Origin of the sequence: Paenibacillus sp., from assembly GCF_035645235.1 — a bacterium.
GTDB lineage: Bacteria > Bacillota > Bacilli > Paenibacillales > YIM-B00363 > Paenibacillus_AE.
This window is the reverse complement of record NZ_DASQMZ010000030.1, coordinates 25,507-39,802: the sequence shown is the minus strand read 5'-3', so window position 1 is coordinate 39,802 and position 14,296 is coordinate 25,507. Positions and strand designations below refer to the sequence as shown.

The following is a 14,296-nucleotide window of genomic DNA, read 5'->3' as shown; positions in this document are numbered from 1 at the left end:
CGTATTTTTTAAGATTGGCAAAATGCGGTTTTTGCGCTCTTACCATTGTTGACGGGGGGGATTCGTTTTATACTAGCCGAGCATCCGAAGGAGGCGCTGCTTCTCGATCGCCGGCTCATAGGCGCGTATCCGCTGTTTGCCCCCTCCCGCCGCCCGAAGCAGCCGCTTGTAGACCAACTGCTTGAGCGCCGAACGCGCCGTCTTGCCGCATACGAGCAGCTCCCGCGCGACGTCCGCCGGCGTGATCGGCCGTACGGACCGGGCCGCGAGCCTTGCAATCTCCTTCTCGTTCGGCGAGAGTCGCAGCGCCGGCGGCTCGGTCGCCCCGTACGTGCGCTCCAGCGCGAATCGGAGCGCTTCCCGGCAACGAGCCGCGTCGCGTCGTACGTCCTCCGCGGCGAAGCGGAGCACGGCCGCGACGTCGACGGCGCGGCAGGCGCCGCCGAGCGGCCGTCGGCCGGACCCGATGTCGATGCCGATTGTCAGCGGAGGCCGCATGTAGGCGAAATCGAGCACGAGCTCGCCGTCCGCGTCCCGCGCCGCGACGAGCGGCTCCAGATGCTCGAAGCTGCGCAGCGCCGGCCACCATACGTTCCGCAAGAACGCGTGCGAATCCGGGGACAATCCGCGAACGATCGCCGAACGCCTCGTCCCCTTCGCCGCCCGAATGCATGCTTCCAGCCACGATTGCTGCGCTGCTCGATATGCCGCGTCGTTCCCTATCATAGAACCCTGCCTCCTTCTGACTGCCGTTCCGAACGAAAAAGAAGCGCCGCCCGTTCTCTTCGCAGAGAATGAGCGGCGCGTGCTTCGCGGCCGTGTGCGGCGTACGTTATCGTCCGTCGTTATACTTGTCTATATTATACTTGTTCCGTCGCGACGATGCCATAATAAAGTATCGACAGCAGCTGCTCCCCGACCGTCCGCAGATCGAGCGGCCCGCCCATCGCGTCCGCGCGGGCGACGAAGTCCTTGAGCCCCATCATGAACAACAGCACGACGTGCGGGGATAAATCTTTGCGGAATTGGCCCCGCTGTTGGCCCTCGAAGAACAGCTTCTCGATGATCGGCGTAATCGTATGTTGCTGCTCCGCGACGACGCGCTCGCCCTTCTCGGGATACAGCCGCATCAAGTCGCGGATAAAGACGCCGTTCATGTGGTCCATGCCTCGGTATTGCGCGAGCCGCTGGAACGCCTCCAGCGGCGAAGGGGAACGCTCCAGCATGTCCAGAAAGTCGTTCCGGCCCCGCTCCATCAGCCCGTCCAGCACCAGATCCAGCAGCCGCTCCTTGCTGCTCACGTATTTATATAACGTCATCTTGGCGACGGGGACCGCCTCCGCGACGTCGTCCATGCTCGTCTCCGCAATGCCTCGTTCGCAGAACAGCCGTTCCGCGGCCTCGACGATGCGCCGCAGCTTCTCGCGTTCCCGTTTCGTTTTCGACTCGCTCACTTGCCTCGGCCCCTCGCTACTATACCGTTATGTCCTTTCTCTTATAATATAAGAACGCCCCAAGCAAGCACAATGCCGAAAGCGCGAGCATTGCCGCGACGTAGGCGGCTTCGATCGACTCGTTCGTCGCGATGTCCGCCGCGTCGACGTAATGGAACAGGCTGAGCTCCGCGAGCGGGCGCAACGGCTCCGACACGCCGGCGGCGATATGGAGCGCGTACGAGAAAAACACGAGCCCCAGCGAGGCGGAGACGATGCTTCGGCTTTTGCGAAGGACGGCGGACAGCAGGAACGCGATCGACGCGAACGCCGCATGCAGCAGGAAGGCCCCTGTCGCGAATAAGACGTAGACGTTCATCGCCGCATCGTCGTTCGACAATCGAAAGCCCGCTAAGCTTGCGGCCGCCATGAGCGCGTTGAAGACGAGCAGGTTCGTGAACGCCGCGGCCAGCTTTTGCAGCACGACCTCCGCCCGCGAAATCGGCTTCGAGAGCAAAAATTCGACCGTCTTCTCGTTTTCCTCCTTCACGAGAATACCTCCCGCCAGCATCGCCGCATAGATGCTGCCGATCAGCGTAATAAACATGTAAATTTGCACCCCGTAGTAGCCGAGTACGTCCCCGTAGTTCAGCGCGTCCATGCCGAACGCCTGCTTCAGCGAATCCGGGTACGCCTCGAGCATCTGCTGCATGGCCTCCTGATCCGCCGCAAACTGGGGATACATGCTTAGGAGCAGAAGAATATACCCGCACATCACGGCCGACCAGATCGCCAGCCCTTTCGCGTTGCGTCTCAACTCTCTTCCGTATACGATCATCGCATCTCCCTCACTTCTCGTAATAATGCATGAAAATTTCTTCGAGCGACGGTTCTTCGATCCGCACGTCCGTCAGCGGCAAGTCCCCGAGCGCCCGAACGAGCGCCGCGATGTCGCCCTTGTACAACAGATGCACCCCGTTGCCATGCGACTCTTGTTTAAAGATCCCTTGCAGCTCGAGCGGAGCGGACGGAGGCGCCGCGAACGAGACCGCGACCTTCTTAAAATTGTTTTTCGTCAAATTTTCTACCGATTCGACCTGAATCAGGCGGCCCTCTTTAAGGATGGCGACCCGGTCGCACATTCGCTGCACCTCGCTGAGGATGTGCGACGAGAAGAAAATCGTCGCCCCTTTCCGCCGCTCCTCCGCCAGCAGCTCGAAGAAGACGTTCTGCATTAACGGATCCAGCCCGCCCGTCGGTTCGTCGAGGACGAGCAGCTTCGGCTCGTGCAGCAGCGCTTGCACGATGCCGACCTTCTTCCGGTTGCCGAAGGAGAGATCCTCGATGTTCCGGTCGAGGTCGAGCTGCAGCCGCTCGGCCAAGGCCAGCATGCGCGCGCGGTCGAGCTTTCCGTAAAACCGCTGGGAATACGTCAGCAGCTCCGCAACCTTCATGTCGTCGTAATAATGAACCTCCGAAGGCAGATACCCGATCAGGCGGCGCGCCTCCTTCGATTGCGCGACCGCATCCTTGCCGAAGACGCGGGCTTCCCCGCTCGTCGGGAAGATGAGGCCTAACAGCATCCGGATCGTCGTCGATTTTCCGGCGCCGTTCGGACCGATAAAGCCGAACACTTCCCCTTCCGCGACCGCGAGGTCGATCCCTTCGACGCCTCTCGCGGAGCCGTATCGTTTCGTCAGCCGTTTCGTTTCGATGGCGAGCACCATGGAACAACTCCTCGAATATACCGTTTAATCATTACAAGTATATTATTGTTTTATTATTTGCGGAAAGTCAACGAATTTTATACTGAAATTTAGAAATAAAGTATACTCCATCGGTATAAAAAATGAGTTTCTTCCCGGAACATCCTCTACCGTTCTAGGCGGAATTTTGTACTCGCGGCGAAAAAAAAGCACCCCCTCCGAAGAAGGGATGCAACGTTGAACGTTAGGCGTTAGGCGAGCCGCGCGACGCCTTCCGGCGTGACGACCGCGTAGACGAGCGGCGGCTTCTCCGCGCGTTCGTCCTGCAGGGCGAACGCCTCGGCCGTGCGGCGCGCGACGGCGACGAGCGTCTCGTCCGCCGTCGCGGCGCTCGCATGTAGCTCCGCGATCGGCTCGCCCGCTTCGACGCGGTCGCCGATCCGCTTTCGCAGCCGAATGCCGACCGACAGGTCGATCGACGCTTCCTTCGTCGCACGGCCGGCGCCCAGCTGCATCGCCGCCGTTCCGAGCGCCTCGGCGCGAATGGCGCCGACGTAGCCGGCTCGCGGCGCGAGCACCGGTACGACGCGTTCGGCGGTCGGCAACCGTCCCGGATCGTCCGCGACAGTCGGGTCGCCTCCCTGCGCGGCCGCGAGCTCGGCGAACTTTCGCAGCGCCTCGCCGGACGACAGCTTCGCCGCCAGCGTCTCCTTCGCGGCATCGTAGGACGACGCCGCGCCGCCGAGGAGCAGCATATGCGCCCCCAGCGACAAGCACACCTCGACGAGATCCGGGGAGACGCCCGGCTCGCCGCGCAGCACGGCGATCGCCTCGCGCACCTCGAGCGCGTTGCCGATCGCGTTCCCGAGCGGCTGATCCATGCCGCTGATGACCGCGACCGTGCGCCGGCCGACCTCCTCGCCGATGGCAACCATCGCCTCGGCGAGGCGGATCGAGTCGTCGAGCGTCTTCATGAAGGCGCCGTCCCCGGTTTTGACGTCGAGCACGATCGCGTCGGCGCCCGCGGCGATCTTCTTGCTCATGATGGAGCTTGCGATCAGCGGGATCGACTCGACCGTCGCGGTCACGTCGCGCAGCCCGTACAGCAGCTTATCCGCCGGCGTAATGTTCCCGGATTGGGATATGACCGCGACGCCGATCCGGTTCACCTGCTCGACGAACGTCTCCTGCGCGAGCTCGACGCGAAAGCCGGGAATCGCCTCCAGCTTGTCGATCGTGCCGCCGGTGTGGCCGAGCCCCCGGCCGGACATCTTCGCCACCGGCACCCCGGCGCAGGCGACGAGCGGCGCCAAGACGAGCGTCGTCGTGTCCCCGACGCCTCCGGTGGAATGCTTGTCGACCTTCGTCCCCCGCACCTCCGACAGGTCGACGGTATCGCCCGAGCGCGCCATCGCGAGCGTCAGCGCCGCCGTCTCCGCCGCCGTCATGCCGCGGAAATAAACGGCCATCGCCCATGCGGACATCTGGTAATCGGGAACGGCGCCGGCGACGTATCCCTCGACGAGAAACCGGATTTCCGCTTCGGTCAGCTCGCGTCCGTCGCGCTTCGCCTGGATCAGATCGACCGCGCGCATCGCCTACACCCCGACTTCGCGGACGAACGCCCGAACGAGCGATTTGAACTTCGGCTTCGTGCGGTTCGCGACCGCCATGACCTGCTCGTGCGTCAGCGGCTCGAGCTCCTCGCCGATCGCCATATCCGTGATACACGAGATACCGAGTACGCGAAGGCCTGCATGGCGCGCGGCGATCGTCTCGCCGACCGTCGACATGCCGACCGCATCGCCGCCGAGCCGCGCGAGCATGATCAGCTCCGCCGGCGTCATGTACGTCGGCCCGCTGATTCCGCAATATACGCCTTCGACGAGGCGGAGCGGCTCGCCGTTCTCTCCCCGCACGTCCTCGGACAGTCGGCGGACGAGCGCTCGGTATTCCGCGTCGTACGCCGTCGACATATCCGGAAACCGAACGCCGAGCCGCGGGTCGTTCGCGCCGATAAGCGGATTCGCGCCCGTCAAATTGAGATGGTCCGTCAGCAGCATCAGATCCCCCGCTTCGAACGACCGATTCATGCCGCCGGCCGCGTTCGTCACGACGAGCGTCTTGATCCCGAGCAGCTTCATGACGTAGACCGGAAATACGACCTTGCGCATCTCGTAGCCTTCGTAATAGTGGAAACGCCCCTGCATGACGATGACCGTCTTTCCCTCCAGCTCGCCGGCGACGAACTGTCCCGCGTGCCCTTCCACCGTCGACACCGGGAAATGCGGCAGCACATCGTACGGAATTTTGACCGCGTCGGCGACGTCGTCCCCGAGATCGCCGAGGCCGGAGCCGAGAATGAGCCCGATGCTCGGCGCCCGGCCTTGCAGCTTCGCGCGGAGCGCGTCCGCCGCTTCTTTCGCTTGCTCATAATATGTAGACACCTGTATGGCAGCCCCCTATCCCTATCAAAACTCGGCGACGATGCCCCGCACGACGCGGATGAACGTCTCTTTCACCATCTCCGCCGTCTCCATCACCTCGGCGTGCGAAAGCGGCTGATCCAGCATGCCGGCCGCCATGTTGCTGATGCACGAGATGCCGAGCACCTCGATGCCCGAATGGCGCGCCGCGATCGTCTCCGGCACCGTCGACATGCCGACCGCGTCGGCGCCGAGCGTGCGAAGCATCCGGATTTCGGCGGGCGTCTCGTACGACGGTCCGAGCACCCCCGCGTAGACGCCTTCTTGGAACGTTACCCCGACCTTCTCGCCGACGCCGCGGGCGAGGGCTCGCAGCCGCTTGCTGTATGCCTCGGACATGTCCGGGAAGCGCACGCCGACCTCCGGGTCGTTCGGACCGATGAGCGGATTTTTAAACATAAAATTGATATGGTCCGAAATCAACATGAGGTCTCCGGGCTTAAAATCGGCATTGATGCCGCCCGCCGCGTTCGTGACGAGCAGCGTCTTCACGCCGAGCGCCTTCATGACGCGGACCGGGAAGGAAACCGTCTCCGGACCGTACCCTTCGTACATATGGAAGCGTCCCTTCATCAGAAGCACCGGCTTGTCTTCCAGCGTGCCGATCAACAGCTCGCCGGCGTGTCCTTCCACCGTAGATACCGGAAAATGCGGAATGTCGGCATAAGGAATCGTCGTCGCGTCGCGAATCGAATCGGCCAGCACGCCGAGTCCCGAGCCGAGCACGAGCCCGATTTCGGGGCGAACGGAGACGCGGCCTCCGATGTACGCCGCCGCCTCTCGAATCGCCGCCATCATGCCGTTTGCAGCGGATTGCGTCACATTAAGTCAGCTCCTTAAGAAATGATGTCCCATGCTCCATCGGCGGCAAGCCGAAATTTTCGAGCACCGTCGCCCCGGCGTCCGCGAACGTACCGCGCACGCCCAGGGAACCTCCTTCGCGGAAGGCCGGGCTCCAGACGAGGAGCGGCACGTATTCGCGCGTATGGTCCGTTCCGTGGTGCGCGGGATCGTTGCCGTGATCCGCCGTGACGATAAGCAAATCCCGCGGCGTGCACGTCGCCATGATCTCGGGCAGCTTGGCGTCGAACGCTTCGAGCGCCTGCGCGTACCCTTCGGGGTCGCGCCGATGGCCGTACAGCGAATCGAAATCGACCAAATTCGTGAAGCAAAAGCCTCGAAAATCCTTCTTCATGACTTCGATCGTCTTGGCGATGCCGTCCGCGTTGCTCTTGGTCGGCAGCGATTCGGTAATTCCCTCCATCGAGAAAATATCTCCGATCTTGCCGACCGCGACGACGTCAAGGCCGGCGTCCTTCAGGCCGTTCAAGACGGTCGGCGCCGGCGGCTTCACCGCGTAGTCGTGCCGATTGCTCGTTCGCTGGAACGCGCCCGGCTTGCCGACGTACGGACGCGCGATGACGCGGCCGACGGCGTACTCGCCCTGCGTAAGCCGGCGCGCGACGCGGCAAGCGTCGTACAGCTCTTCGAGCGGGATGACGTCCTCGTGCGCGGCGATCTGAAACACGCTGTCCGCCGACGTGTAGACGATCCAAGCGCCCGTCTTCATTTGCTCTTCGCCGAGCTCGTCGAGAATGTCGGTGCCGGAAGCGGGCTTGTTGCCGATGACGTGCCGCCCGGTTTCCTTCTCGAACGCCTCGATCAGCTTCGGCGGGAACCCGTTCGGGAACGTCTGGAACGGGATCGTCACGTTCAGTCCCATGAGCTCCCAATGGCCGGTCATCGTGTCTTTCCCGACCGACGTTTCGGCCATCTTGCCGTAGCGGCCGGTCGGCGCTTCGACCGGCGGCAAGCCCGGAACGTCCGCGATGTTGCCGAGCCCGAGCGCGCGTAAATGCGGCAGCGAGAGCGACGGCACCCGCTCCGCGATGTGGCCTAGCGTGTGCGAGCCGGCGTCTCCGAAGCGGGGCGCATCCGGCAGCTCGCCGATGCCGACGCTGTCGAGCACGATCATGCAAACTTTATCGAATGTGCGCAAGGCGCCTTCCTCCTTCGTCCTGCGTCGGATGCAGATGATTCCATACTTTGCAAGCTTCATTATCGCACTCCGGGGCGGCGGATGCAAAGCCGCCGCGATTACCGCTTCGCCCTCGGATGCGCCCGATCGTACACTTCTTTCAGCCGCGTCTTGGCGACGTGCGTATAGATTTGGGTCGTCGAAATGTCGGCATGGCCGAGCATTTCCTGTACGGCACGCAAATCCGCTCCCCCCTCGAGCAGATGGGTCGCGAACGAATGCCGGAGCGTATGCGGCGTCAGCTCCGCGCGAATGCCCGCTTCCGCGGCGTACGCTTTAACGATTTTCCAAAAGCCCTGCCGCGTCATCCGCCCGCCGAGGTGATTTAAAAACAGCGCGTCCTCCGCCTTGCGCCCTTTGTGCAGCCGGCCGCGGGCCGACAGGACGTAATCGTTCAGGCACGAGATCGCCATCCGGCCGATCGGAATGATGCGCTCCTTCGACCCTTTGCCGACCGCCTTCACGAAGCCCATGCCGGTATGGACGCTCGAGAGATTCAGATCGAGCAGCTCCGACACGCGCATGCCCGTCGCGTAAAGCAGCTCCAGCATCGCCCGATCCCGGACGCCGCGGGGCGTCGCGGTCGTCGGCGCGGCGAGCAGCCGCTCGACCTCGTCCGTCGTCAGCGCCGACGGCAGCTTCTTGCCGGGCTTCGGCGTCCCCATCGTCGACGTCGGATCGACCGGCACGACGCGCTCCTCGGCCAAAAATTTATAAAACGACCGAACCGCCACTTGCCGACGGAAGACGGTGGACGCCGCTTTGCCGCTGCGCTTGCCTTCCGCCATAAAGCCGAGCACGTGCTGCGACGTCGTCGCCGCGAGGTCCGTCTCGCCGGATGCCGCCAAGTAGTCAAGGTAGAGCGTTAAGTCCCGCTCGTACGCGTCCAGCGTATTGCGCGCGAGCCCCCGCTCCACCGCCAGATAGTCGATAAACTGCCGCAGCAGCTGTTTCATTCGGATTGCAGCCCCATTCGGTAAAAAATTCCGCTTGTTACGCTTCCTCCTTCGCCGCGCCGCCCGGCGATTCCTGCCCGCGCGCTCGGTAAAACCGAAAGAAGGCACCGCGGTCCCGCCGCCGATGCCTTCCTTCGTTCCCCCATGCTACTCGCCGTACCAATAAAACAGCCGCAGCCGCTCCAACGCCGAATCGTACGCCGGCGCGGCATCCGCCTCGTGGCGAAACACCTTCACCGCGCGGCCGCCCGGCTCCCGATATTTATCGGGCTCGATCCAAGCCGTCACGACGTCGAACACATGATAAATCGCGTAGGTGAGGGCGATGAACAATACGATGAATTTCAAGCGATGGAGCCATCGCTTTAGCGGCACGATCATGAGGACGTTACACCTCCCGCTTCCCAAAGCCGTTCGTCGTTCTTCCGGTTACGATTACCATATGACCTTGTCCGTGCGGTTATGCCAGCACCGCGCGCGGGGGCCCTGCGTTAAAGCACGTCCTGAAGCGGCGCGTAGGGCTTTCCGACCGCATCCGCCACCGCCTTGTGCACGACCCGGCCGGCATGCGTGTTGACGCCGCGCCCGAGCGCTTCGTCCGCGAGCACCGACGACTTCAGCCCTCGATTCGCGAGCTGCAGCGCATAAGGAAACGTCGCGTTCGTCAGCGCAAGCGTCGACGTGCGGGGGACCGCGCCGGGCATATTCGCGACGGCGTAGTGGATGACCCCGTGCTTGACGTACGTCGGGTCGCTGTGCGTCGTCACCCGGTCGATCGTCTCGATGGAGCCGCCCTGATCGACGGCGACGTCGACGATGACGGCGCCCTTCTTCATGCGCGTCACCATCTCCTCGGTCACAAGCTTCGGAGCGCGGGCGCCCGGGATGAGCACGGCGCCGATGAGCAGATCGGCCTTCTGAACGGCGCTCGCGATATTGTACGGATTCGACATGAGCGTCGAGATGCGCCCGTCGAACATCTCGTCGATATAGCGCATCCGGTCGGCGCTTCGCTCGATGATCACGACGCTCGCGCCGAGGCCGAGCGCCATGCGCGCCGCGTTCAGTCCGACGATGCCGCCGCCGAGCACGATGACTTCCGCCGGCGGCACCCCGGGCACGCCGCCGAGCAGGATGCCGCGGCCCCCGTGATACGCTTCAAGGTAGCGCGCTCCGATCTGCACGGCCATCCGGCCGGCCACCTCGCTCATCGGCGTCAGCAGCGGCAGCGCGCCGTTCGCCGTTTGAATCGTCTCGTACGCGATGCCCGTGACTTGCTTCTCGAGCAGCGCGTCGGTCAGGTCGCCCGCTGCGGCAAGATGCAAGTAGGTGAACAAGATTTGGTTCGGCCGAAACCGTCCGTACTCCTCGGGCAGCGGCTCTTTCACCTTAAGAATCATATCGGCGGCCGCCCATACGGCGTCCGCGCTCGCCTCGACGCGGGCCCCTTCCCGCGCGTAGTCGGCGTCCTCGAAGCCGCTGCCGACGCCCGCTCCTTCCTCGACGATCACCTCGTGGCCCGCCGCGGCGAGCATGCTCGCGCCGGCCGGCGTCAACGCCACTCGAAACTCGTTGTTCTTGATCTCCTTCGGCACCCCGATTCGCATCGTCCGTCTGCTCCTCCTTCGTTGTGTCCTATAATAACGACTCCGCCCCGTCGATATACACTTCCGTGCCGGTAATATGGCTCGACTCCTCGCTCGCGAGGAACAACACCAAATCCGCCACCTGTTCCGGCGTCCCCGCCCGATGCTCGAGCGGCTGGCTGCCCTTAGGATAGTGTATGGGAATTTCGATCGATTCGACTTCATCGGTTTGGTGCGTATTTTGGCCGATATTCGTCTCGATCGCGCCAGGGCAGATCGCGTTGACTCGGATCCGATACTGCGCGAGCTCGAGCGCCGCCATCTTCGCGAAGGCGACCTGCGCCGCCTTCGACGCGCTGTAGGCCGAGCCGCCCCAGCTCTTGAACTTGCGGTTGCCGTTGATCGAGCTTGTAATGACGATGCTCCCGCCGTTCTCCTTCAAGTGCGGAATCGCGTACTTTACGATATAGAACGTCCCGTTCAGATTCGTCGTCAGCGTATGCGACCATTGCTCCGGCGTCATCGTCTCGATCGGCGCCATCGTGCCGTTGATGCCCGCGTTCGCGAACACGACGTCGAGCCGCCCGAAGGCGTCGAGCGCCGTACGCACCGCCGCTTCGACGCGCGTGGGATCGGACACGTCCGTATCGGTTACGACCGCCTCACCGCCGGCGGCCGCGATCGCCTTTTCGACTTCCGCGCTATTTCGCTCCTTTAAGTCGACGAGGCACACCTTGGCGCCCTCCGCCGCAAGTCGAATCGCCGCCGCCCGGCCGATGCCGGACCCGGCGCCCGTCACGATCGCCGCCTTTCCTTCCAGCCGCTTCCGGGACGCGACGGCGCGCTTTTCGTCCTTCTCGTCCTTCGTAAACAAACTCAGCGCCATGTGTAACCCCATCCTCCCCTGAATGATCGGAATAAAGGTAGGTTGCTTCTTGCTTGGGAAAATATGTGCGAGGCCGAAGAAAACGCCTTTCGGGAACGGCGCCGGACACGACAACAACGCCCCGAGCGCAGGCCCGGGGCGATAAGCGTTCCTATGAAATTACGATCGATTCGGCACCTGCACGCCCTTCTCCCGGCATCGATGGCAGATGCCTTGAAAGTCGAGCCGATGATCGAGCACCGCGAACCGGAACTCCCGCTCCAGCCGCTCCTCCAGTTCGCCGAGCCAGTCCTCCATGATCTCGTCGACCGCGCCGCATTGCACGCAGATGAGGTGATGGTGGTGGTGGTGCGAGCTGTCGTTGCGCAAATCGTACCGGGCGACCCCGTCGCCGAAATTCATCTTCTCCACGACGTGCAAATCGCTGAGCAGCTCAAGCGTACGGTAGACGGTGGCGAGTCCGATCTCGGGGGCTTTGTCCTTCACGAGCATGAATACGTCCTCGGCGCTCAGATGGTCTTCTTCGTTCTCCAGCAGCACGCGAACCGTCGCTTCCCGTTGAGGCGTCAGCTTGTACCCTTGCGACTGGAGCTGTTGTTTGATCTTCTCGATGCGCGCCTCCAATGCCGAGTCCCCCTTTCACGCAACTCTATAATTCTTCTACTCATTATAGGGGGAGCCCGTCGAACAAGTCAAACGGCGTTCAGCAGCATCGGAGCCGCCCATTCGAGCAAGGCCGGGGAGACGTACACCTCGAAGAGCGAGACGGCCAGCAGCAGTCCTGCCAAAAACAACGTCGTCATCGAAAACGCCGCGAACGGCTGCTTCATCGCGCCTCCCCGGTTCATGACCCGGCTTCGGACGAGCGCCATGCTGAACGCTACGGCGGCGACGCTCGCGACGATGATCGCCGGGACGACGATCATGTTTTGCGGCGCGACCGACACGACCGCGAAGACGACGCCGTCCCACGACCATTGTCCCGCCAAATACCCGACCGTAAAGCCGATCAGCACGCCTTTGAGAAAATCGAGCAGCAAGATCAGCGGCACGCCGACGACCGACAACCCCAGGATCCATATGAAAAAGATCCACCGCGCGTGCGCGCCGAACGCGTCCCACACGTTGCCGGAAACGGCGTTCGCCGCCCCGCCGACGTCCGCCGACGCCGGCGTTCCCGCGTAGCCGGATAAGAAGGCGTTCACGTATTGGCCGACGTCGAGCTTCTGCTGCGGCGTCAACGCGTTCACGAGCAGCGCTCCGAACACGACCCCCATTACGAATAAAATGCAAACAAACACGTACAGCGGCAGCAGCTCTTTCGAATACACGCGGAATCCGCCCGTCATCGCCATCGTTCCCTTCCTTCCGGATGCTTCGTTCGTTATACGAATATATGAAGCTAGGGAGGAAACTATGACGGGCGTAAGAGATTCAGCGAATTTTCCCGTAGGCGCCGCCGCCGCCGGAAGCGACGACCGCTTTGCCGGCGCGGGCCGCGGCGATGACCGCGGCGGGCCCGGGGCCGACGACCTCGGCGATATCCGCTTCCGGCGCCTCGTGCAGTACGCGCATCTCCGTCCCGAACCGCTCGAGCAGCGCCTCCCGCTTCTTCGCCCCGAGGCCCGGCACGAATTCGAGCGGCACTTGGTCGCGATACGGCGGCCGCTCGCGCATCGGCACGTCCGCCTCATCGCCTTCGGCGAGCACCGCGATGCGGTCGAACACGCCGCGCACGATGCGGCGGCTGCCGCAGGCGGCGCAGACGTCCGACGCGGCGCCGACGTCGACGAGCGCGTCGCAGCTTTCGCAATAGGTGCGGTGGTATTTGCCGAGCTGCGGCGTCAGGCCGTAATTCGCTTCGATGCCCCGGCCGCCCTCGCCGCGCAGCGCCATAGCGACCTCCGCGAACGTCGGTGCGGCGAGCCGCAGCGCATTGTATTCGCGTGCGATTTTGCCGAGCGAATGCGCGTCGGAGTTCGTCACGAACGCATGCCGCCGCAGCTCGGGAATCGTGTCGGCCATCGCCGTGTTCGAGCTGAGGCCCAGCTCCACGGCGGCGACGTCGTCCGGCTCGAGCACGTCCGCCATACGACTGCAGCAGCTGCCGTACAAGCTCTTATGCGGCGTGAAAATATGCGCCGGGATGAGCAGGCCGCCGCGTCCGACCGTCTCCTCCTGCAGCTCCCTCGCGGTGACGTACACCCGCTGGGAGCTTAAGGAGACGTTCTTCATGCGCGGCGCAAGCCACGCGGTGAACTCCTTCATCGCCGACAGCTTCGGCAGAAAGCATAACAGATGCGCCGGTCCGCGGCCGGGATCCTTCACCTCGAGCTCGCTCCCGAGCAGCACCGTCGTTTCGCCGTACCGAATGCCGCCGCCGTCGAGCTCGGCCATGTCGCCGTTTTCCAAATACCGCTCGATTTCCGCTTGTACGGCCGGCGACTGGCAATCGATGACGCCGGTTATGTGTATGCCCTTGCGCTCGCTCGCTTCCCTCGCGATATTGTAGAAGGTCAGGTCGCGGGAGCCGCTGATTTTCACCGGCGCTCCGGCTTCGGTCCGTCCGATGTGGATGTGCAAATCCGCGTACATCGTCGACAGCGCGTCGACCTCGTCGTTCTCGTTCAAGTCCGCATCAAACTCCCCATGTTCCGGTCTCGATGTACCGCCTCCACGCATAGACGGCAAGCAGCGTCTTCGCGTCGCAGATGCGCCCGTCCGCGACGGCCTGCGACGCTTCGTCCGGCGACAGCGCGAACGCGTTCAAAAATTCGTCCTCGTCCGGCGACGCCTCCCCCGAACGCAGCCCCTCGGCGACGTACAGATGAATGACTTCGTCGGCGAAGCCCGGCGACGTCGCCATCGAATGAAGCAGGGAGACGCGGTCGCATTCGTATCCCGTCTCCTCCTTCAGCTCCCGCTTCGCCGCCTCGGCCGGGTCCTCCCCGCCGTCGAGCTTTCCCGCCGGGATTTCCACTTGCAGCCGCTCGAGCGGCTTGCGGTATTGCTCGACGACGAGCAGCTTGTCCGCGACGACCGCGATGACCGCGACCGCGCCCGGGTGTTTTACGATTTCCCGCGTCGCGGCGGTTCCGTCCGGCAGCGTCACCTCGTCCACCTGCAGCGATATGATCTTTCCTTGAAAGATCGGTCTCGTCGATACCGTCTTTTCCGTAAAATCCATGTTCTTCTTGTCCATATG

The 14,296-nt window shown here is 63.4% G+C and carries 16 protein-coding genes; all 16 read right to left on the bottom strand.

Features of this window, described 5'->3' with window-relative positions; genetic code table 11:
• Positions 1–72: 72 nt before the first annotated feature.
• A complete protein-coding gene (locus VEZ38_RS02870; RefSeq protein ID WP_324891759.1) occupies positions 73–726 on the bottom strand; it encodes a hypothetical protein in 654 nt (217 codons plus the stop codon).
• Positions 727–860: 134 nt separating this feature from the next.
• On the bottom strand, positions 861–1,454 hold the full coding sequence (locus tag VEZ38_RS02865) for a TetR/AcrR family transcriptional regulator (protein WP_324891757.1): 594 nt from the start codon (positions 1,452–1,454) through the stop codon (positions 861–863).
• A 19-nt stretch (positions 1,455–1,473) separates the two neighbouring features.
• On the bottom strand, positions 1,474–2,271 hold the full coding sequence (locus tag VEZ38_RS02860) for an ABC transporter permease subunit (RefSeq protein ID WP_324891755.1): 798 nt from the start codon (positions 2,269–2,271) through the stop codon (positions 1,474–1,476).
• Between the two features lie 10 nt (positions 2,272–2,281).
• On the bottom strand, positions 2,282–3,157 hold the full coding sequence (locus VEZ38_RS02855; protein WP_324891855.1) for an ABC transporter ATP-binding protein: 876 nt from the start codon (positions 3,155–3,157) through the stop codon (positions 2,282–2,284).
• Between the two features lie 233 nt (positions 3,158–3,390).
• Positions 3,391–4,734: a pyrimidine-nucleoside phosphorylase gene (locus VEZ38_RS02850; protein ID WP_324891753.1), complete on the bottom strand. Its 1,344-nt coding sequence runs from the start codon at positions 4,732–4,734 to the stop codon at positions 3,391–3,393.
• A 3-nt stretch (positions 4,735–4,737) separates the two neighbouring features.
• Positions 4,738–5,586 (bottom strand): purine-nucleoside phosphorylase, encoded by an 849-nt coding sequence (locus tag VEZ38_RS02845; protein ID WP_324891751.1) that lies wholly within the window; start codon positions 5,584–5,586, stop codon positions 4,738–4,740.
• 24 nt (positions 5,587–5,610) lie between these two features.
• A complete protein-coding gene (locus tag VEZ38_RS02840; RefSeq protein WP_324891853.1) occupies positions 5,611–6,423 on the bottom strand; it encodes a purine-nucleoside phosphorylase in 813 nt (270 codons plus the stop codon).
• A gap of 25 nt (positions 6,424–6,448) precedes the next feature.
• On the bottom strand, positions 6,449–7,624 hold the full coding sequence (locus VEZ38_RS02835) for a phosphopentomutase (RefSeq protein WP_324891749.1): 1,176 nt from the start codon (positions 7,622–7,624) through the stop codon (positions 6,449–6,451).
• A gap of 98 nt (positions 7,625–7,722) precedes the next feature.
• Positions 7,723–8,619 (bottom strand): site-specific tyrosine recombinase XerD, encoded by an 897-nt coding sequence (gene xerD, locus VEZ38_RS02830; protein WP_324891747.1) that lies wholly within the window; start codon positions 8,617–8,619, stop codon positions 7,723–7,725.
• 147 nt (positions 8,620–8,766) lie between these two features.
• Positions 8,767–9,000 (bottom strand): DUF4227 family protein, encoded by a 234-nt coding sequence (locus VEZ38_RS02825; RefSeq protein WP_324891746.1) that lies wholly within the window; start codon positions 8,998–9,000, stop codon positions 8,767–8,769.
• 110 nt (positions 9,001–9,110) lie between these two features.
• Positions 9,111–10,226 carry an alanine dehydrogenase gene (gene ald / locus VEZ38_RS02820; RefSeq protein WP_324891744.1) on the bottom strand — a complete coding sequence of 372 codons (1,116 nt, stop codon included), beginning with the start codon at positions 10,224–10,226 and terminating at the stop codon, positions 9,111–9,113.
• A gap of 28 nt (positions 10,227–10,254) precedes the next feature.
• Positions 10,255–11,091: an SDR family NAD(P)-dependent oxidoreductase gene (locus tag VEZ38_RS02815; protein WP_324891742.1), complete on the bottom strand. Its 837-nt coding sequence runs from the start codon at positions 11,089–11,091 to the stop codon at positions 10,255–10,257.
• A 159-nt stretch (positions 11,092–11,250) separates the two neighbouring features.
• A complete protein-coding gene (locus VEZ38_RS02810; RefSeq protein ID WP_324891740.1) occupies positions 11,251–11,715 on the bottom strand; it encodes a Fur family transcriptional regulator in 465 nt (154 codons plus the stop codon).
• Between the two features lie 68 nt (positions 11,716–11,783).
• The gene (spoIIM, locus tag VEZ38_RS02805) at positions 11,784–12,446 is read right to left on the bottom strand and encodes a stage II sporulation protein M (RefSeq protein ID WP_324891738.1); all 663 of its coding nucleotides are present in this window, start codon (positions 12,444–12,446) and stop codon (positions 11,784–11,786) included.
• A 79-nt stretch (positions 12,447–12,525) separates the two neighbouring features.
• Complete coding sequence (locus VEZ38_RS02800) at positions 12,526–13,686, bottom strand: endonuclease Q family protein (RefSeq protein WP_324891851.1); 1,161 nt, start codon at positions 13,684–13,686, stop codon at positions 12,526–12,528.
• 43 nt (positions 13,687–13,729) lie between these two features.
• Positions 13,730–14,293: an NUDIX hydrolase gene (locus VEZ38_RS02795; RefSeq protein ID WP_324891737.1), complete on the bottom strand. Its 564-nt coding sequence runs from the start codon at positions 14,291–14,293 to the stop codon at positions 13,730–13,732.
• Positions 14,294–14,296: the final 3 nt, after the last annotated feature.